At 45.7% G+C, this 18691-nt stretch carries 21 protein-coding genes; all 21 read left to right on the top strand.

The window, feature by feature from the left end; all coding sequences use genetic code 11:
* The 21 genes from dnaK to glyS all read left to right on the top strand — a co-directional run bounded on the left by dnaK (window position 1) and on the right by glyS (window position 18689).
* The gene (gene dnaK, locus BTO30_RS05455) at window positions 1–1833 is read left to right on the top strand and encodes a molecular chaperone DnaK (protein WP_075397699.1); all 1833 of its coding nucleotides are present in this window, start codon (window positions 1–3) and stop codon (window positions 1831–1833) included.
* Between the two features lie 129 nt (window positions 1834–1962).
* Complete coding sequence (dnaJ, locus tag BTO30_RS05450; RefSeq protein ID WP_075397698.1) at window positions 1963–3078, top strand: molecular chaperone DnaJ; 1116 nt, start codon at window positions 1963–1965, stop codon at window positions 3076–3078.
* A gap of 24 nt (window positions 3079–3102) precedes the next feature.
* Entirely contained in the window at window positions 3103–4047 is a 945-nt protein-coding gene (gene prmA, locus BTO30_RS05445) for a 50S ribosomal protein L11 methyltransferase (protein ID WP_075397697.1), read from the top strand.
* Between the two features lie 17 nt (window positions 4048–4064).
* Window positions 4065–4814, top strand: coding sequence for a 16S rRNA (uracil(1498)-N(3))-methyltransferase (locus BTO30_RS05440; protein ID WP_075397696.1), 750 nt, complete (start codon window positions 4065–4067; stop codon window positions 4812–4814).
* A gap of 5 nt (window positions 4815–4819) precedes the next feature.
* Window positions 4820–6151: a tRNA (N(6)-L-threonylcarbamoyladenosine(37)-C(2))-methylthiotransferase MtaB gene (mtaB, locus tag BTO30_RS05435; protein WP_075397695.1), complete on the top strand. Its 1332-nt coding sequence runs from the start codon at window positions 4820–4822 to the stop codon at window positions 6149–6151.
* A gap of 135 nt (window positions 6152–6286) precedes the next feature.
* The gene (deoC, locus tag BTO30_RS05430; RefSeq protein WP_075397694.1) at window positions 6287–6970 is read left to right on the top strand and encodes a deoxyribose-phosphate aldolase; all 684 of its coding nucleotides are present in this window, start codon (window positions 6287–6289) and stop codon (window positions 6968–6970) included.
* Between the two features lie 109 nt (window positions 6971–7079).
* The gene (gene rpsU, locus BTO30_RS05425) at window positions 7080–7253 is read left to right on the top strand and encodes a 30S ribosomal protein S21 (protein ID WP_039238310.1); all 174 of its coding nucleotides are present in this window, start codon (window positions 7080–7082) and stop codon (window positions 7251–7253) included.
* 14 nt (window positions 7254–7267) lie between these two features.
* Window positions 7268–7714, top strand: coding sequence for a GatB/YqeY domain-containing protein (locus tag BTO30_RS05420; RefSeq protein ID WP_075397693.1), 447 nt, complete (start codon window positions 7268–7270; stop codon window positions 7712–7714).
* A gap of 238 nt (window positions 7715–7952) precedes the next feature.
* The gene (locus BTO30_RS05415; RefSeq protein ID WP_245796340.1) at window positions 7953–8669 is read left to right on the top strand and encodes an NfeD family protein; all 717 of its coding nucleotides are present in this window, start codon (window positions 7953–7955) and stop codon (window positions 8667–8669) included.
* Between the two features lie 16 nt (window positions 8670–8685).
* Window positions 8686–9681, top strand: coding sequence for a flotillin-like protein FloA (gene floA, locus BTO30_RS05410; RefSeq protein WP_075397692.1), 996 nt, complete (start codon window positions 8686–8688; stop codon window positions 9679–9681).
* A 15-nt stretch (window positions 9682–9696) separates the two neighbouring features.
* Window positions 9697–10044 (top strand): hypothetical protein, encoded by a 348-nt coding sequence (locus BTO30_RS05405; protein WP_075397691.1) that lies wholly within the window; start codon window positions 9697–9699, stop codon window positions 10042–10044.
* A gap of 50 nt (window positions 10045–10094) precedes the next feature.
* Window positions 10095–10388 carry a YabP/YqfC family sporulation protein gene (locus BTO30_RS05400; protein WP_075397690.1) on the top strand — a complete coding sequence of 98 codons (294 nt, stop codon included), beginning with the start codon at window positions 10095–10097 and terminating at the stop codon, window positions 10386–10388.
* Window positions 10381–11508: a sporulation protein YqfD gene (locus BTO30_RS05395; protein WP_075397689.1), complete on the top strand. Its 1128-nt coding sequence runs from the start codon at window positions 10381–10383 to the stop codon at window positions 11506–11508. Before BTO30_RS05400 ends, BTO30_RS05395 begins: the two co-directional genes overlap by 8 nt.
* A gap of 25 nt (window positions 11509–11533) precedes the next feature.
* The gene (locus BTO30_RS05390; protein ID WP_075397688.1) at window positions 11534–12523 is read left to right on the top strand and encodes a PhoH family protein; all 990 of its coding nucleotides are present in this window, start codon (window positions 11534–11536) and stop codon (window positions 12521–12523) included.
* Window positions 12507–12977: an rRNA maturation RNase YbeY gene (gene ybeY / locus BTO30_RS05385; RefSeq protein WP_075397687.1), complete on the top strand. Its 471-nt coding sequence runs from the start codon at window positions 12507–12509 to the stop codon at window positions 12975–12977. The genes BTO30_RS05390 and ybeY overlap by 17 nt, the downstream gene beginning before the upstream one ends.
* Window positions 12955–13332, top strand: coding sequence for a diacylglycerol kinase family protein (locus BTO30_RS05380; protein ID WP_075397686.1), 378 nt, complete (start codon window positions 12955–12957; stop codon window positions 13330–13332). The genes ybeY and BTO30_RS05380 overlap by 23 nt, the downstream gene beginning before the upstream one ends.
* Before the next feature lie 14 nt (window positions 13333–13346).
* Complete coding sequence (locus tag BTO30_RS05375) at window positions 13347–13745, top strand: cytidine deaminase (RefSeq protein ID WP_075397685.1); 399 nt, start codon at window positions 13347–13349, stop codon at window positions 13743–13745.
* Window positions 13738–14646 carry a GTPase Era gene (era, locus tag BTO30_RS05370; RefSeq protein WP_075397684.1) on the top strand — a complete coding sequence of 303 codons (909 nt, stop codon included), beginning with the start codon at window positions 13738–13740 and terminating at the stop codon, window positions 14644–14646. Before BTO30_RS05375 ends, era begins: the two co-directional genes overlap by 8 nt.
* Window positions 14647–14670: 24 nt before the next feature.
* On the top strand, window positions 14671–15450 hold the full coding sequence (gene recO / locus BTO30_RS05365; protein WP_075397683.1) for a DNA repair protein RecO: 780 nt from the start codon (window positions 14671–14673) through the stop codon (window positions 15448–15450).
* 283 nt (window positions 15451–15733) lie between these two features.
* Window positions 15734–16624 carry a glycine--tRNA ligase subunit alpha gene (glyQ, locus tag BTO30_RS05355; protein ID WP_075397681.1) on the top strand — a complete coding sequence of 297 codons (891 nt, stop codon included), beginning with the start codon at window positions 15734–15736 and terminating at the stop codon, window positions 16622–16624.
* Window positions 16617–18689, top strand: coding sequence for a glycine--tRNA ligase subunit beta (glyS, locus tag BTO30_RS05350; RefSeq protein ID WP_075397680.1), 2073 nt, complete (start codon window positions 16617–16619; stop codon window positions 18687–18689). Before glyQ ends, glyS begins: the two co-directional genes overlap by 8 nt.
* The last annotated feature ends 2 nt before the right edge of the window (window positions 18690–18691 follow it).

Genomic DNA, 18691 nt, shown 5'->3' with positions numbered 1-18691 from the left:
ATGAGCAAAATTATTGGTATTGACCTTGGTACAACAAATTCATGTGTGGCGGTGCTTGAAGGAGGAGAAGCGAAAGTTATTCCAAATCCGGAAGGCAACCGTACAACACCATCTGTTGTCGCATTTAAAAACGATGAACGCCAGGTGGGGGAAGTGGCGAAACGCCAGGCAATTACAAATCCGAATACAATTATTTCTATTAAACGCCATATGGGAACAAACCATAAAGAAATCATTGATGGAAAAGAGTACTCACCGCAGGAAATTTCAGCCATGATCTTGCAGCACTTAAAAGCGTATGCGGAAGACTACCTGGGCGAAACAGTCAGCAAAGCGGTTATTACCGTACCTGCGTACTTCAATGATGCAGAGCGCCAGGCAACAAAAGATGCCGGTAAAATTGCGGGTCTGGAAGTAGAGCGTATTATCAATGAGCCGACAGCAGCAGCGCTTGCATACGGCATGGATAAAACAGATGAAGATCAAACGATTCTTGTTTACGATCTTGGCGGCGGTACATTTGACGTATCGATTCTGGAGCTTGGCGACGGCGTATTTGAAGTGCTGTCAACAGCCGGTGACAACCGTCTTGGCGGCGATGATTTTGATGAAGTGATCATCGATTACCTTGTGAATGAATTCAAAAAAGAAAACGGCATTGATTTGTCAAAAGACAAAATGGCGATGCAGCGCTTGAAAGATGCAGCGGAAAAAGCGAAAAAAGATTTGTCCGGTGTGACATCAACTCAAATCTCACTTCCATTCATTACAGCAGGAGAAGCGGGACCTCTTCATTTAGAAACAACACTATCCCGTGCTAAATTTGATGAACTTTCATCAAACCTTGTTGAACGTACAATGGGTCCTGTCCGTCAGGCGCTTCAAGATGCGGGTAAATCAGCTGCTGATATTGATAAAGTCATTCTTGTCGGCGGTTCTACACGTATTCCGGCAGTACAGGAAGCAATCCGTAAGCAAACGGGCAAAGAGCCTCACAAAGGCGTGAACCCGGATGAAGTGGTCGCAATGGGTGCCGCGATCCAGGGTGGTGTACTGACAGGGGATGTTAAAGACGTCGTCCTTCTTGATGTAACGCCGCTTTCTCTTGGTATCGAAACGATGGGCGGGGTATTTACGAAGCTGATTGAGCGCAATACGACAATTCCGACATCGAAATCGCAGGTGTTCTCAACTGCAGCTGACAACCAGCCGGCTGTTGATATCCACGTTCTTCAAGGGGAACGTCCGATGGCGGCGGACAACAAAACGCTTGGCCGTTTCCAATTAACGGACATTCCGCCGGCACCGCGCGGCATTCCGCAAATTGAAGTGACATTTGACATCGATAAAAACGGTATTGTAAATGTAAAAGCGAAAGATCTTGGCACGCAAAAAGAACAAAACATTACGATCCAGTCTTCTTCAGGTCTTTCTGACGATGAGATCGAACGCATGGTAAAAGAAGCGGAAGAAAACGCGGATGCGGACAAAAAACGCAAAGAAGAAGTGGAATTGAAAAACGAAGCTGATCAGCTTGTTTTCACAACTGAAAAAACAGTAAAAGAGCTTGAAGGAAAAGTAGACGAAGCGGAATTGCAAAAAGCAACAGAAGCAAAAGATGCGCTGAAAGAAGCAGTGGAAAAAGGCGACATCGAAGACATCCGTTCTAAGCGCGATGCATTGAATGAAATCGTTCAGCAGCTATCTATGAAGCTGTATGAAGAAGCGGCAAAACAGGCGCAAGAACAGCAAGGCGCGGAATCTGCACCAAAAGATGACAGTGTCGTTGACGCGGAATTTGAAGAGGTCGACGATTCAAAAGATAAAAACTAAGTATGGTTACACGAAAAAGTCAAAGTCAGCGGTTTTCCGGCTTTGGCTTTTTTCGTGAAACAATCCACCATATTTTCATGGATCTATGTTAAAATAGCGGTTATGTGAATGAAACGGGAGTGAGAAATAGTGAGCAAGAGGGATTATTATGATGTGCTTGGTGTCAGCAAAAGCGCGTCAAAAGATGAAATCAAAAAAGCATATCGGAAATTGTCCAAGAAATATCATCCGGATATTAATAAAGAGCCGGGCGCAGATGAAAAATTTAAAGAAATTTCGGAAGCGTATGAAGTGTTAAGCGACGATTCGAAAAAAGCGCAATATGATCAGTTCGGTCATGCAGGTCCGCAGCAGGGCGGCTTTGGCGGCGGATTCTCCGGTTTTGGCGGCGGTTTTGACGACATTTTCAGCACTTTCTTCGGCGGGGGATCACGCCGGCGTGACCCGAACGCACCGCGCCAGGGTGATGATCTTCAATACACAATGACCCTGACATTTGAAGAAGCTGCTTTTGGAGTGGAAAAAGATATTACCATTCCAAAAGAAGAAAATTGTTCCACATGCGGCGGCAGCGGCGCAAAACCGGGCACATCACCGGAAACGTGTTCACATTGTGCCGGAAGCGGGCAAGTAAACGTGGAGCAAAATACACCATTTGGCCGCGTCGTTAATCGCCGGACGTGCCCTCATTGCAGCGGCTCAGGCAAAATTATTAAAGAAAAGTGTACAACATGCTCCGGTCAGGGACGTGTAACCAAAAATAAAACGATTAACGTAAAGGTGCCGGCGGGAATTGATGAAGGACAGCAAATTCGTCTTTCCGGTCAAGGGGAAGCAGGTATTAATGGCGGTCCTGCAGGTGATTTGTACATCGTTTTCCGCGTTAGGCAGCATGAGCTGTTCGAACGTGACGGGGACGATATTTATTGCGAAATGCCGATTACATTCGTTCAGGCTTCACTAGGGGATGAGATCGAAGTACCGACAATACACGGCAAAGTGAAATTAAAAATACCGGCCGGGACGCAAAGCGGTACAACATTCCGTCTGCGCGGAAAAGGTGTGGCGAATGTACGCGGTTATGGAACCGGAGATCAGCATGTTCATGTAAAAGTCATTACACCGGTAAAATTAAACGAAAAACAAAAACAGCTTCTTCGGGAATTTGCGGAAGTAAGCGGCGAACAGCCGAATGAGGAAGATGGTTTTTTTGATAAAGTGAAGCGCGCACTAAAGCGTGACTAAATGGCAAGATGGGAGCTGGCACGAATGAAGTGGTCAGAAATTTGCATTGAAACAGTCAACGATGCAGTGGAGCCGATTTCGAATATTTTGCATGAAGCAGGTGCGAGCGGTGTCGTGATTGAAGATCGCGCGGAGCTGGATAAGAAAAGAGAAGGCGGCTTGTTCGGTGAATTGTATGAATTAAATCCCGATGATTATTCGGATGAAGGTGTTGCCGTCAAAGCGTATTTACCGGTCAACAGCTTTTTACAGGAAACGGTTGATGATATTACAGAAGCGGTGAAAAATCTTGCTTCTTATCAAATTGACACCGGTCATTTGCGCGTGTCGGTCAGTGAAGTGCATGAAGAAGACTGGGCGACAGCGTGGAAGCAGTATTACAATCCCGTCAAAATATCAGAAAAATTTACGATTGTGCCGACATGGGAAGACTATGAGCCGTTTTCAACGGATGAACTCATTATTGAATTGGACCCGGGCATGGCGTTTGGAACAGGCACGCACCCGACAACAGTCATGTGTTTGCAGGCGCTTGAGCGGTTTGTCAAAGCGGATGACCATGTAGTCGATGTTGGAACAGGATCAGGAGTTCTAGCAATTGGCGCTGCGCTGCTTGGTGCGAGCAAAGTAACGGCACTTGACCTTGATGAAGTCGCGGTATCCGCTGCCCGTCAAAATGTGGCGCTCAATAAAGTGGAAAAGATCGTTTCGGTATCAAAAAACAACTTAATTGACGGGCTTGATGATCAAGCGGATGTTGTTGTTGCGAATATTTTGGCGGAAGTCATTATATCGTTTACGAAAGATGTGGAAACAATCATGCGTCCGGGCGGTTATTTTATTGCATCCGGTATCATTGGACAGAAAAAAGAAGAAGTGAAACAAGCGATGACGGATGCAGGTCTCATTATTGAAGAAACGGTTGTAATGGAAGACTGGGTATGCATTGCAGCGAAAAAAGCAGAATAATAAAATGAGGTGCAGAAATGCAGCGATATTTTTTACCGGATCGGCCTGTTGATAATAAAATCACCATTGAAGGGGACGATTTTCATCATATTAGCCGGGTCATGCGGATGGAAGCAGGCAGCCATATTTATACCGTATTTCCAGACGGCCAGACCGCTGTTGCCGTGATTACAGCCATTCATGCGGCATCAGCTGACGCAGAGATAGAAGAATGGGTGGAGAAATCGGTCGAACTGCCTGTGGATGTCGTTATTTCGTGCGGTCTTGTGAAAGGCGATAAATTCGATTATATTATACAGAAAGGGACCGAACTTGGCGCTGCCGGGTTTGTTCCATTTGAAGCAAGCCGTTCAATCGTAAAATGGGACCAAAAAAAGGGCGCCAAAAAAACAGAACGGTGGCAAAAAATCGCAAAAGAAGCGGCAGAACAGTCGCACAGAAGCCAAATTCCAGCTGTTTCAGAACCTGTTTCCATTACCCGGGTTATTGAAAGCGGAAAAGATTTTGATGTAAAACTGTTTGCGTATGAGGAAACCGCAAAAACAGGCGATATGTCTGCTTTTTATGAAGCCCTCAGTGGACTCTCTGCAGGGAAACGAATCATGGTTGTAACCGGACCGGAAGGCGGTTTTTCGGATAAAGAAGCGGAGCAGCTGACGGCCGGCGGATTTACAGCGTGCGCACTTGGACCGAGAATTTTACGTGCCGAAACAGCACCGCTTTATGTGCTTTCCGCTGTTTCGTTTTATACAGAATTAATGAGGTGATTATAATGCCAACAGTGGCATTTCATACGTTAGGCTGCAAAGTAAACCATTATGAAACAGAGGCGATCTGGCAGCTGTTTGAACAAAATGGGTATGAACGGACCGATTTTGAAAAAACGTCGGATGTTTACGTAATTAATACATGTACCGTGACGAATACAGGTGATAAAAAAAGCCGGCAGGTGATTCGCCGTGCAGTTCGGAAAAATCCGGATGCGGTCATTTGTGTAACCGGCTGTTACGCGCAGACATCACCGGCAGAAATTATGGCCATTCCGGGTGTTGATGTCGTTGTCGGTACACAGGACCGAGTGAAAATGCTTGACTACATCGAGCAATTTAAACAAGAGCGCCAGCCGATCAATGCAGTCGGCAACATTATGAAAAACCGTGTATATGAAGAGCTGGATGTACCGGCATTTACAGACCGGACACGTGCGTCTCTTAAAATTCAGGAAGGCTGCAATAATTTCTGTACATTTTGCATTATTCCATGGGCACGCGGCTTAATGCGTTCACGCGATCCGGAAGAAGTGATCCGTCAGGCGAATCAGCTCGTTCAATCAGGGTATCAGGAAATCGTCTTAACCGGTATTCATACCGGCGGTTACGGATCGGATTTTAAAGATTATAACCTAGCCATGCTTTTGCGTGATCTTGAGGCGAAAGTGCCGGGATTGAAACGGATTCGTATTTCATCCATTGAAGCAAGCCAGCTGACTGATGAAGTCATCGATGTTATTGATCAATCGAACATTGTCGTCCGCCATTTGCATATTCCGCTTCAATCCGGATCGGATACTGTCTTAAAACGGATGCGCCGGAAATATACAATGGACTTCTTTGCCGATCGTTTGAATCGTTTGAAAGAAGCGCTGCCGGGTCTTGCTGTCACGTCGGACGTCATCGTCGGTTTCCCGGGCGAGACGGAAGAAGAATTTATGGAAACATATAATTTTATTAAAGAACACCGTTTCTCTGAACTGCATGTTTTCCCTTATTCAAAACGGACCGGTACACCGGCTGCGCGCATGGATGACCAGATAGATGAAGAAATTAAAAATGAACGTGTCCATAAACTGATTGCGTTATCAGATCAGCTGGCAAAAGAATATGCGGCTGAATTTGAAAACGAAGTGCTGGAAGTTATTCCGGAAGAGCCGTTTAAAGAAGGCGGCGAAGGGCTTTACAGCGGTTACACAGATAACTATTTGAAAGTCGTTTTTCCGGCAACAGAGGATATGGTCGGGAAAATTGTGAAAGTGAAAATAACGAAAGCGGGTTATCCGTACAATGAAGGTCAATTTGTCCGTGTGCCGGATGCGGTCAACGCGTAAATGTTGATGGGATCATAAAATATGGAAGAATAGCTGGCTAATGGCCGGCTTTTTTTCGTCCATTTTCTCGCCAGGTGTACCCGTTGATGATATGATAAAGAGGTACGGACAACTAACCTAAGGGGGACCTTATTGATGATTACCGATACATTTGGCGATATTGCCAAAACCATTGATCATACATTATTAAAAGCAGACGCCGCAAAAGAAGAGATCGAAAAGCTGTGTGACGAAGCAAAACGATACGGATTTTCGTCCGTTTGCATCAATCCGGCCCGTGTAAAACAGGCTGCTGATTTATTGCGCGGCTCCGAAGTAAAAGTATGTACAGTCATCGGCTTTCCACTCGGTGCTGCGGCGACAGAAGTAAAAGCATTTGAAACGAAAACAGCCATTGAACATGGTGCATCAGAAGTTGATATGGTGATGAATATCGGCGCCTTAAAGGATGGCGATTTTAACACAGTCGAAAAAGACATGAAAGCAGTTGTTGCATCTGCGCAGGGAAAAGCGCTAGTGAAGGTTATTATTGAAACGAGTCTTTTAACCGATAAAGAAAAGAAAAAAGCTTGTGAGCTAGCCGTTTCAGCAGGAGCGGATTATGTCAAAACTTCGACAGGCTTTTCAACCGGCGGCGCGACAGAAGAAGACGTCAAATTGATGCGGGAAACAGTAGGTCCGAAAATCGGTGTGAAAGCATCAGGCGGCGTTCGGTCGCAGGAGGATGCCATGACGATGATCAAAGCGGGAGCGACACGAATCGGCGCAAGTTCGGGCGTTGCGATTGTCACCGGAGTAGAAGGTGAAAGAGGTTATTAATTGTGCCCTGTTTGTAAAGAAATTTTCTTGACCGAACATGGTGCATGTATTATAATAGTTCAGTACATGGAATTTCCATCGTAATGTGTTCGGAGGGAGGGAAAGAGAAATGTCAAAAACTGTTGTTCGCAAAAACGAATCGCTTGAAGATGCTCTGCGCCGTTTCAAACGTACTGTTTCTAAAACAGGTACCCTGCAGGAATACAGAAAGCGTGAATTTTATGAAAAACCAAGCGTGAAACGCAAAAAGAAATCAGAAGCAGCTCGTAAACGTAAGTTCTAAGAGGAGGTTTTATGATGAGTCTTCTCGGACGTCTTAACGACGACATGAAGCAAGCGATGAAGAGCAAAGAGAAAGAAAAGCTGACAGTCATCCGTATGCTTAAAGCTGCATTGCAAAATGAAGGCATTAAAGCAGGCGGCCGCGACCTGACGGAAGAGGAAGAGCTGACAGTCCTTTCTCGCGAAGTGAAACAGCGCAAAGACTCCCTCCATGAGTTTGAAAAAGCAGGCCGCGAGGATCTTGTGGCGAAAATTCAGACTGAACTGACTTACGTGAACGAATATATGCCTGAACAGCTTTCAGAAGAAGAAGTTTCTGCCATTGTCGATGAAGCAATCGCAGAAACCGGAGCTTCTGTCAAAGCGGACATGGGCAAGGTGATGGGTGTTCTTATGCCGAAAGTAAAAGGCAAAGCAGATGGATCACTTGTGAACCGGCTCGTCCAGCAAAAGCTGTCGTAATGAAAAAGAACTGCCGCCTTTTTGGACGGCAGTTCTTTTTCATATGCGGACAAAAAATAGTGAAGAAAATCGTTTTTGTTATGCAATAAAATACATACTATGAAGTGAAAACAGCCGGCTGAAGTCAACATTCGACATGTAAATAGATAAATATCATTTTCGCGGCATTTTTTCTTTTTATTTTTGAAACTTTTTTCACTCCTATCCGTATAAATGAGAAAGAGCCGGCTGAAAGGCGGTGAAAACGATTCGATTCGCTAAATGGAGTGCCGTGCTGGCAGCTGTGCTGCTGCTTGCGGCCTATGATGAAGGCAGTCCGTTCGTACAGTTCGCAACAAATCCTGTCGTTGTGCTGATACTGTTGTCGATTATGCTGACCGGTTTTATTTTGGAATTATTTACACCCGGATTCGGGATTCCCGGCGCGGCGGGCACACTGTCATTGCTTATTTTTACAGCAGGCCATGTGATGTCAGGAGACGCCGGTATTTTAACAGTGCTGCTTATCGTATTGGGCGTTTTGTTTATTTTAGCAGAAGTCATTTTGCCTGGGGGTATTGTCGGCTTCATTGGATTTATCCTGTTTTCCGCCGGCGTGCTGTTTGCGGGCGCAAGCTTGATGTGGATGGCGGTTTCCTTGCTGATCGCGTTCTCTATTGCGACGGCGGCACTGATTTTGATGGTAAAGGTGTTGGGGAAAGAAATGAAACTTTTTAAAAAATTCATTTTAAGCGACTCAACCGATACAGCGAATGGGTACGTATCGAATGAAACGCGCACAGATTTAATTGGGAAAATAGGCAAAACAAAAACAGCTCTCCGGCCATCCGGAACCGTTGTGATTGATGGAGAGCGGATTGATGCGGTAACAGAAGGGGGGTTCATTGCAGCAGAAAAAGATGTGGCTGTTGTAAAAACAGAAGGGGTTCGTATTGTTGTAAGAGAACTCGAATAAAAGGAGGAAATCGTTTATGTTAGCAGGCAATACCGTTTTATTGCTTGTCGCCATTGCAGCGGCTATCATCTTGCTTAGTATTTTACTTACGCTTGTCCCGGTTATGCTGTGGGTATCAGCGCTTGCGGCCGGTGTCAAAATCAGCATTTTCACACTGGTTGGTATGCGGCTTCGCCGGGTTATACCGAGCCGTGTGGTGAACCCGCTCATTAAAGCATCAAAAGCGGGCTTAGATTTGTCCATCAATCAGCTCGAAAGTCATTACTTGGCCGGCGGTAACGTTGACCGTGTTGTCAATGCATTAATTGCGGCACACCGTGCAAATATCGAATTATCATTTGAGCGTGCGGCTGCGATTGACCTTGCGGGGCGCGATGTATTAGAAGCCGTACAGATGTCGGTAAATCCGAAAGTCATCGAGACACCGTTTATTGCCGGTGTGGCCATGAACGGAATCGAAGTAAAAGCAAAAGCACGTATTACGGTTCGGGCAAATATTGACCGTCTCGTCGGCGGTGCGGGTGAAGAAACAATTGTTGCCCGCGTCGGAGAAGGGATTATTTCCACAATCGGTTCAAGTGATCACCACAAGAAAGTTCTGGAAAATCCGGATATGATTTCACAGACTGTTTTAAACAAAGGATTGGATTCCGGCACAGCATTTGAAATTCTTTCGATTGATATTGCGGATGTGGATATCGGCAAAAATATCGGCGCCGAACTGCAAACAGAACAGGCCGAAGCGGATAAAAACATCGCGCAGGCGAAAGCGGAAGAACGTCGTGCGATGGCTGTTGCAAATGAACAGGAAATGCTTGCCCGCGTCCAGGAAATGCGTGCGAAAGTGGTTGAAGCCGAAGCGGATGTCCCGCGTGCCATGGGAGAAGCGCTTCGTTCAGGAAACATCGGCGTCATGGATTATTTGAATATCCAAAATCTTTCTGCTGATACCGACATGCGCGGGGCGATCGGCGATATGACAGGAAAGAAAAAAGAAAACGAAGGTAAGTAAAGGGGGGTCTGTGCCGTGGAAGGACTTATTTTTGTCATCATTGCCGGCTTGATCTCAATGTTTTTTAATAAAGATAAAAACAAGGACGAACAAAAAACAGCCCGAAAAAAATTAGAACAGCAGGCAAAAAAAATGGCGGACAATACAGAATGGAAAGCAAAAGAGCTCTCTGCTCCATCTTCCCATCCTGCACCAGCGCCTGCTCCAAAAACGGTTCAGAATCAGGAAACAAGACACCCCCGGCCGCGTCTGCCGGTGTCACGTCCAGTTCAACGTGTGGATGAATGGCGGGATCAGGATTTTTTAAACGGCATTATTTTGTCTGAAGTGCTTGGTCCGCCAAAATCAAAACGCAAAAAGTGATGAATGCCTCTTTCTTTTCATACGATATGATAAAGAAAGGGGCGTTTTTTATGAGAAGGAGAGCTGGTGCGGCATTTATGAGTAAACTGGCCGGACTGCCGGAAGATGCAGCCGGTCAAACACCGCGAATGACGATTATCGGAAATAAGCAAATTTTAATCCAATATCCCGAAAGACTGGAACAATTTACAGACCAAGTTGTCCGTATTCAACTTCCTGAAGCAAAAATATGCATAACGGGTAAGCTGCTTGAAGTAAAAGAGTTAATGCCGGCGGAGATTATTGTAGAAGGGACCATTGCAAATGTGCAATTTGACGTGAAACGGGAGAAACGATTTGGCTAAACTTTTTTTTTCAGGTGCAGTGACAGTCGTCGTCTCTGGTCCGGAAGCGTCGTTGTTTCCCGGCAGGCTGCATGAGCGCGGCGCGGTTCTTATCCACATTCATTATGAAAAAGATAACGTTGTCCGGTTTCAAATGCCGGTTCGCCATCTTGGATTGCTGCGTAAAGAAGCCCGTCATTTTACGGGAAACATTCGTCTGGAAAAAGGAACTGGACTGCCTTTTATCGTGCAGCGGGCAATCCGAAACTACCCTTTTTGGCTCTGTAGTTTGTGTTTCTTTTTCATCATTGTTATCCTTTCATCTATGATTATCCGGATCGATGTTACAGGTGCTGACGCTCAGACAGAAAAGCAAATCAGGACTCTATTAAAGCAAGAAGGGATTCGGGAAGGGGCCGTTCGTTTTCACAATATAAATGAGCGTGAATTATCACAAAATGTATTATTAAATGTACCTGATGTTACCCGTTTTTCACTAAAAAAAATCGGGGTAGTTTATAAGGCTGATGTTTCTGTCGGAAAATCAAAAAAAGAAACGGTTTCGGGCAGGCGTCATCTTATCGCTTCTAAGGCAGGCGTGATCCATGACCTGTTCGTCGAGTACGGTGTGGCAAAAGCGAGAAGAGGCGAATTTGTTGAAAAGGGTGACCGGCTGATTACGGGAACAAAAAAACATCCGGCCAGCGGTTCGGTCACAGCAGAAACGTGGTATAAAGTGACGGTGACACTTGGCAATGCCCCGCTAATGACGAGAAACGGTAAAAAAAGGATGGATATTTATGCGTCATGGAAGAAGAAGGAGTATGCAGTTTGGACATCTTCTCCTTCAAAAAAGCCAGTGCAGTCAGAGGAGAGGTTTTATCAGCTTCACTTTTTCTCTTACACATTGCCGGTGTCTATTCGGACGATGACACAATATGAATTGGAAAAAGTGAACACCGTTGAAACGGAAAGTGAAATCGAAAAAAGAGCTATGCAGACAGCTCGGACAGCCATGATGGCAAGGCTTCCTGAAAAGGCGCGTGTTCAAGGCGAAAACGTTTTACAGAAGCGGGTTGATAATGGTAAAGTAAAGATGATTATACACTTCCAAGTACTTGAAAATATTGCAATTAACTAACCTGGCAGCTAAGGAGAATCAGTGAATGCAGGAAGAAATGAAGACAGCAGCCGTCGCACTTGGCGACCAAAACGAAGCGGTTTTATTGTTTGGCGTATCCGACCGTAATTTAACGATTATGGAAGAAGAATTTCATGTTTCCATCGTCACGCGCGGTGACGCCGTCCACTTGAGCGGATTGGCAGAAAATGTGGAAAAGGCCCGCATAGTGGTCGAACAGCTGCTTGCTGTCATTCGCAAGCAAATTAACATTAGTGAACGAGATGTCATCAACGCTGTACAAATGGCGAAGAACGGCACGATTGAATATCTTGATGAATTATACGAAGAAGAAATTACAAAAAATGCGAAGGGCAAATCGATCCGTATTAAAACGCTTGGACAGCGTGACTACATCGAAGCGATTCGCAGTAAAGATCTCGTTTTCGGAATTGGTCCTGCCGGAACCGGAAAAACGTATTTGGCGGTTGTGATGGCCGTCCGTGCGCTGAAAAACAGCCGTGTAAAACGCATTATTTTAACGCGGCCGGCAGTGGAAGCGGGAGAAAGCCTCGGTTTTTTGCCAGGTGACTTAAAGGAAAAAGTGGACCCTTATTTGCGTCCCCTTTACGATGCACTTCATGATGTTCTTGGCGCAGAGCATACGGACCGGATGATTGAACGCGGTACAATCGAAATTGCTCCCCTTGCGTACATGCGCGGCCGGACACTTGACGATGCGTTCGTCATTCTGGATGAAGCCCAAAATACGACAAATGCGCAAATGAAAATGTTTTTAACCCGTCTCGGATTTGGCTCTAAGATGGTGATTACGGGCGACCGGACGCAGATTGATTTGCCGAAAGGGGCGGTATCCGGACTTGTTTCGGCTGAACGGATATTAGAAAATACAAGCGGCATTTCGTTTGTTTATTTGAACCAAAGCGATGTTGTCCGTCACCCGCTCGTGGCGAAAGTCATTAATGCGTATGAAAAAGCGGAAAAAGGAGACGACACGAATGGCACTCGACGTTGATTTTCTTGATGAAACAAACAGCCTGCCGGAAGATGCGGCCAAGCTGTCAGAAGATCTCCTCCAGTTTGCGGCGGAAAAGGAAAGCATTCCGGACGGCAGTGAAGTCTCGGTAACGTTTGTAACAAATGACCGCATACAAGAAATTAACCGGGAATACCGTGATAAAGATGCACCGACGGACGTCATCTCATTCGCGCTCGAAGAAATGGGCGAAGATGAGGTAGCGATTACCGGTGCGGATATGCCCCGTGTACTTGGAGATATTATTATTTCGGTCGAACGGGCAAAGGAACAGGCGGAAGACTATGGACACTCCTTTGAAAGAGAGCTCGGTTTTTTAACAGTGCACGGATTTCTTCATCTGCTTGGTTATGACCATATGACAGAAGAAGATGAAAAAGAAATGTTTGGCCGGCAAAAAGAGATTCTTGATGCGTTCGGACTTGAAAGATAAGCGGACATACAGCGCACGAAGGCTCACGGCTTCATTCCGGTTTGCCGGAAACGGATTGAAAATGGCTTTTCGGGAGCCGAATATGCGTATTCATCTCGCTGCCGGTGCCATCGTATCGGCAGCCGGTTTTATTTTATCGCTCTCGCGCATGGAATGGTGCATACTTATTCTTGTCATAGCGGGAATGCTGGCACTCGAAACAGTCAACACAGCGATTGAAAAAACGGTGGATCTCGTTACGGAAGAATACAAGCCGCTTGCGGGCATGGCAAAAGATCTCGCGGCGGGAGCCGTGCTTTTATTCGCCTGTGCAGCTGTCATCATTGGAATGATCATTTTTATTCCGAAATTATAAATGAGGTGATTGATATGGATCAGCAGCGATTAATTGAAGAAGCAAAAAAAGCGCGGGAACGTGCCTACGTTCCATATTCAACATTTAAAGTCGGCGCGGCACTGTTAACAAAAGATGGCCGTGTTTTTGGCGGCTGCAATATCGAAAATGCGGCGTACAGTGTGGTCAACTGTGCAGAGCGGACGGCCATTTTTAAAGCGTGGTCAGAAGGAGCATCAGAATACGCCGCCATTGCGGTAGTGGCCGATACGAAACGGCCGGTACCTCCGTGCGGTGCGTGCCGTCAGGTGATCTCAGAGCTCTGTCCGCCTGATATGACCGTTATTTTAACTAATTTAGAAGGCGACGTGCAGACGCTCACCGTAGCGGAACTGCTCCCTGGCGCTTTCTCACCGGAGGATTTGAATGGGTAATACAGCATATAAATCAGGATTTATTTCGATTATCGGCCGGCCAAATGTCGGCAAATCTACGTTTTTAAATCGTGTGATCGGGCAAAAAATTGCCATTATGAGCGATAAACCGCAAACAACCCGCAACAAAGTGCAGGGTGTATACACAACAGATACGTCTCAAATGATTTTTATCGATACGCCGGGTATTCATAAGCCAAAGCATAAGCTGGGCGATTTTATGATGAAAACCGCAACGAACACATTAAAAGAAGTCGATCTTGTCTTGTTTATGATCAATGCAGAAGAAGGATTCGGCCGCGGGGACGAATTTATTATAGAAAAATTGAAAGGCATTCAAACGCCGATTTTTCTCGTCATCAATAAAATTGACTGCATTCATCCGGATAAACTGATGGAATTGATTGACCAGTATAAAGATTTTCTTGAATTTGCGGAAATTGTGCCGATCTCAGCACTCGAAGGCAGCAACGTGGACCGCCTTATTCATCAAATTGAAGAGCAGATGCCGGAAGGGCCGCAATATTACCCGGCTGATCAGGTAACCGATCATCCGGAACGGTTTATCGTATCGGAATTAATTCGTGAAAAAGTGCTTCATTTAACGCGCGAAGAAGTGCCGCATTCGATTGCAGTTGTCATTGATAAAATTGCGAAACGCGACGACAAAGAGATGGTTGATGTCATGGCGACGATCGTCGTTGAACGTGATTCCCAAAAAGGGATTGTCATTGGACGAGGAGGCGCTTTGTTAAAAGAAGTCGGTAAACGGTCGCGCCATGATATTGAAAACCTTTTAGGCTCTAAAGTATTTCTTGAGCTGTGGGTGAAGGTGCAGAAAGACTGGCGTAATAAAGCGTCAAATTTACGCGACTTCGGCTTTAAAGAAGACGAGTATTAAGGCGCTTCATAAGGGGTTGAGGTCATGCTTGAAAAAGTGGAAGGCATTGTGCTCCGGACAAACGATTATGGTGAAACAAATAAAATCGTGACGATGTTTACACATGAAAAAGGCAAAAAAGCCGCTGTTGCAAGAGGCGCGAAAAAAACAAACAGCCGGTTGTCCGGAGTAACCCAGCCGTTTACACATGGTTTTTTTCTTATCCAGGGCGGCCGAGGCCTTGGCACTATGCAGCAAGGGGAAGCATTTTCGTCCATGCGCCGTATTCGGGAGGACTTAACGAAAACAGCATATGCTGCGTATATCGTTGAATTGACCGACAAAACAACCGAAGATGGCGAGGCGAATCCTCATTTATTTCATTTGCTGCAAAAAAGTCTCGATTACATAAATGAAGGAGTCGACCCTGCAATTGTAACAAATATTTTTGAAATGAAAATGCTCTCGCAGGCTGGAATGCATCCGGAAATGTCTGCCTGCGCAGTTTGCGGTGAAACAGAAGGGAAATTTGGTTTTTCGATTCGGGAAAATGGACTGATCTGCCACCGCTGTTTTGAACGGGACCCGCACTTTTTGCCGCTTACTCCGGCCGCCATTCGCCTGCTGCGGTTATTTTATTTTTTTGACCTTGAACGTCTCGGCAAAATCGATGTAAAAGAAGCGACAAAAAAAGAACTGCGCGCAGCCATTTCCATGTACTATGATGAATACGTTGGGCTTTATTTGAAATCACGCCGTTTTTTGGAACAAATGGAGCAATTTGATCATGCTTTTAATGGGAAAGAACAAAGGAATGATGATTGACAAAAAATCATTTTTACTATACTTTTTTAACATACGAAATGAAATAACAGCTGCGATGATGGAAAGAAGTACGCGATACATTCTTTTTAAGCGAACCCGGGATAGTGGAAGCCGGGGAAAAGAAAAGCGCGGAAAGGCACTCCGGAGCGGATAGCGGAAAAAAGAGGCCGGTTTTCAGGCAAGTAGGGTGGAACCGCGGGTATATATGACCCGTCCCTATGTACAAGGACATTATTGTACATAGGGACGGGTTTTTTGCTGCAGAAAAAAGGAGGAAACAGAGATGAATATTCAAGAAATGATTTTAACGCTGCAAAAGCACTGGTCGGATCAGGGCTGTATTTTAATGCAGGCGTATGATGTTGAAAAAGGGGCAGGGACGATGAGTCCGTATACATTTTTGCGGGCGATTGGACCGGAACCGTGGAATGTGGCGTACGTAGAGCCGAGCCGTCGTCCGGCAGATGGACGCTACGGTGAAAACCCGAACCGTCTGTATCAGCATCATCAGTTCCAGGTTATCATGAAGCCTTCGCCTGATAACATTCAGGAACTGTATCTTGATTCACTAAAAGCACTCGGCATTGATCCGCTTGAACACGACATCCGCTTCGTCGAAGACAACTGGGAAAATCCATCCCTTGGCTGTGCGGGGCTTGGCTGGGAAGTTTGGCTTGACGGTATGGAAATTACGCAGTTTACGTATTTCCAGCAGGTGGGCGGTCTCGAATGCAAGCCAGTATCCGTTGAGATTACCTATGGGATCGAGCGCCTTGCTTCGTATATTCAAGATAAAGAAAACGTGTTTGAACTCGAATGGACAAACGGGTTTACCGTTCATGATATTTTTTATCAGCCGGAATTTGAACATTCCACATACACATTTAAAACGTCTGATCCGGATATGTTATTTAACTTATTCGGCGTTTATGAAAAAGAAGCAAAACGCCAAATGGATGAGGGACTCGTTCATCCGGCATACGATTATGTACTGAAATGTTCGCATGTTTTTAATGTACTTGATGCGCGCGGGGCCATTTCCGTTACAGAGCGTACCGCTTATATTGGACGGATGCGCAATCTTGCCCGCCAGGTCGCCAAAACATTTTATGATGAGCGGGAAAAATTAGGCTTCCCGATTTTGAACCGGAAAGGAGACGAAACTCATGATTAAACAGGACATCTTACTCGAAATCGGATTGGAAGAAATGCCGGCTCGTTTTGTGACACAGTCTATGAATCAGCTTGGTGAGAAAGTACGTAAATTTTTAACGGAACAAAATATTGAGCATGGAGATGTGCAGCTGTACTCTACACCGCGCCGTCTTGCTGTCATTGTAAAAGATGCGGCGGAAGCACAGGCGGATGTAAATGAAGAAGCGAAAGGCCCGGCGAAAAAAATTGCGCAGTCTGAAGATGGAGAATGGTCAAAAGCGGCCATCGGTTTTGCAAAAGGGCAGGGCATGTCGGTAGACGATATTTTCTTTAAAGAAGTAAACGGCGTGGAATATGCCCATGTCAATAAATTTGTGAAGGGACGTCAAACGGCAGAGCTTTTGCCGGCGTTAAAAGATGTGGCGTTAAGTCTGACATTCGGCAAAAACATGCGCTGGGGCAGCAGTGAGATCCGTTATGTCCGTCCAATTAAATGGGTCATTGCTTTGTTTGGCAAAGAAGTGATTCCTTTTGAAATGGCTGGTGTACAGTCAGGGAATGAAACAAAAGGCCACCGCTTCCTTGGAACAACGGCCAGCGTGGCAGATGCTTCTTCGTATCAGGAAACATTAAAGAAGCAGTTCGTTATTGCAAGTCCGGACGAGCGGCGCAGCATGATTTTAGAAGGCCTGAAAACCCTGGAACAAGAAAACAGCTGGATCATTCCGGTTGATGAATCGCTGCTGGAAGAAGTCAATAATCTGGTTGAATATCCGACGGCCTTGGCAGGTTCATTTAATGAAGAGTTTCTTGCGCTGCCGGAAGAGGTTTTAATCACATCGATGAAAGAACATCAGCGCTACTTCCCGGTCAAAAACGCGGAAGGTACACTGCTTCCATACTTTGTTACGGTGCGCAATGGAAACAATCACGCAATGGTCAAAGTAGCCCGTGGTAACGAAAAAGTATTGCGCGCCCGTCTTGCGGATGCAGATTTCTTTTATAAAGAAGATCAAAAAGCGGACATTGATGACCTATTGAAAAAATTGGAAAAAATCGTTTATCATGAAAAAATCGGTACGCTTTCTGAAAAAGTAGCCCGCATTCGCCGTATAGCATCGGCACTTGGGGTTTTAACAAATGCGTCAGAGGATGTGAAGGCATCAACAGACCGTGCCGCACAAATTTGCAAATTTGACCTTGTGACACTAATGGTATACGAATTCCCTGAACTGCAAGGGGTGATGGGTGAAAAATATGCCCGTCAAAAAGGAGAAAAAGAAGAAGTAGCGGTAGCGGTGAACGAACATTACAAGCCGCGCTTTGCAGAGGATACGGTGCCATCCACCGAAACGGGTGCGCTCGTCAGTCTGGCGGACAAGCTGGATACGATTACGGCGTGTTTTGCCGTCGGAATTATTCCAACGGGTTCACAGGATCCTTATGCGCTTCGCCGGCAGGCAGCAGGTGTTGTTCAAACCATGATGGAACATGAATGGAACGTACCGCTAGCCGATGTCATTCAAGTGGCGGTAGAAGAGGTACTGAAGGATAACATTGGCGGCAAAGAGGCAGACACTTTACATGAGGAATTGACCGCGTTTTTTGCGCTTCGTGTGAAACACATTTTGCAGGAAAAAGGCATCCGCTATGATATCATTGATGCCGTTCTTGCGAAAAACAGCGGTACACTCAAAGAAACAGACGAAGCAGCGTCTGTTTTAATGAAACATAAAGAGGATGCCGGTTTTAAAGAAACGATGGAAGCGCTCAGCCGCGTTGTGAACATTTCCAAAAAAGCGGAAGGAAACCGCGATGTGGATCCCGCACTTTTTGAAAATGAAGCAGAAAAGCAGCTGTACAGTGCATATGCAGCTCTTGAATCGGCATGGCAGCAGGTTGATTCCATGAATGCCCGCTACGAATTGCTTGCCAGATTAAAACCAATGATTGAACAATATTTTGAAAACACAATGGTCATGGCGGAAGATGAAAAAGTGAAGCAAAACCGTCTTGCTTTCATGAGCCGTCTCGCTGCTTACATTCTTGAATTCGCTGACGTACCAGCCGTCATGGTAAAATAAAC

The sequence above is a fragment of the Domibacillus antri genome, assembly GCF_001936625.1.
Lineage (GTDB): Bacteria > Bacillota > Bacilli > Bacillales > Domibacillaceae > Domibacillus > Domibacillus antri.
Note: the sequence above shows the minus strand (reverse complement) of the source record. Positions and strands in the feature narration are given on the sequence as shown.

What these genes read in the sequence shown, in the direction of transcription:
- ybeY (WP_075397687.1), top strand. Translation starts at nt 12,507, where the DNA reads ATGGCACTCGACGTTGATTTTCTTGATGAAACAAACAGCCTGCCGGAA.
- rpsU (WP_039238310.1), top strand. Translation starts at nt 7,080, where the DNA reads ATGTCAAAAACTGTTGTTCGCAAAAACGAATCGCTTGAAGATGCTCTG.
- prmA (WP_075397697.1), top strand. Translation starts at nt 3,103, where the DNA reads ATGAAGTGGTCAGAAATTTGCATTGAAACAGTCAACGATGCAGTGGAG.
- glyQ (WP_075397681.1), top strand. Translation starts at nt 15,734, where the DNA reads ATGAATATTCAAGAAATGATTTTAACGCTGCAAAAGCACTGGTCGGAT.
- BTO30_RS05380 (WP_075397686.1), top strand. Translation starts at nt 12,955, where the DNA reads ATGCGTTCGGACTTGAAAGATAAGCGGACATACAGCGCACGAAGGCTC.
- BTO30_RS05375 (WP_075397685.1), top strand. Translation starts at nt 13,347, where the DNA reads ATGGATCAGCAGCGATTAATTGAAGAAGCAAAAAAAGCGCGGGAACGT.
- BTO30_RS05420 (WP_075397693.1), top strand. Translation starts at nt 7,268, where the DNA reads ATGAGTCTTCTCGGACGTCTTAACGACGACATGAAGCAAGCGATGAAG.
- floA (WP_075397692.1), top strand. Translation starts at nt 8,686, where the DNA reads ATGTTAGCAGGCAATACCGTTTTATTGCTTGTCGCCATTGCAGCGGCT.
- BTO30_RS05400 (WP_075397690.1), top strand. Translation starts at nt 10,095, where the DNA reads ATGAGAAGGAGAGCTGGTGCGGCATTTATGAGTAAACTGGCCGGACTG.
- era (WP_075397684.1), top strand. Translation starts at nt 13,738, where the DNA reads ATGGGTAATACAGCATATAAATCAGGATTTATTTCGATTATCGGCCGG.
- BTO30_RS05440 (WP_075397696.1), top strand. Translation starts at nt 4,065, where the DNA reads ATGCAGCGATATTTTTTACCGGATCGGCCTGTTGATAATAAAATCACC.
- recO (WP_075397683.1), top strand. Translation starts at nt 14,671, where the DNA reads ATGCTTGAAAAAGTGGAAGGCATTGTGCTCCGGACAAACGATTATGGT.
- deoC (WP_075397694.1), top strand. Translation starts at nt 6,287, where the DNA reads ATGATTACCGATACATTTGGCGATATTGCCAAAACCATTGATCATACA.
- mtaB (WP_075397695.1), top strand. Translation starts at nt 4,820, where the DNA reads ATGCCAACAGTGGCATTTCATACGTTAGGCTGCAAAGTAAACCATTAT.
- BTO30_RS05390 (WP_075397688.1), top strand. Translation starts at nt 11,534, where the DNA reads ATGCAGGAAGAAATGAAGACAGCAGCCGTCGCACTTGGCGACCAAAAC.
- glyS (WP_075397680.1), top strand. Translation starts at nt 16,617, where the DNA reads ATGATTAAACAGGACATCTTACTCGAAATCGGATTGGAAGAAATGCCG.
- dnaK (WP_075397699.1), top strand. Translation starts at nt 1, where the DNA reads ATGAGCAAAATTATTGGTATTGACCTTGGTACAACAAATTCATGTGTG.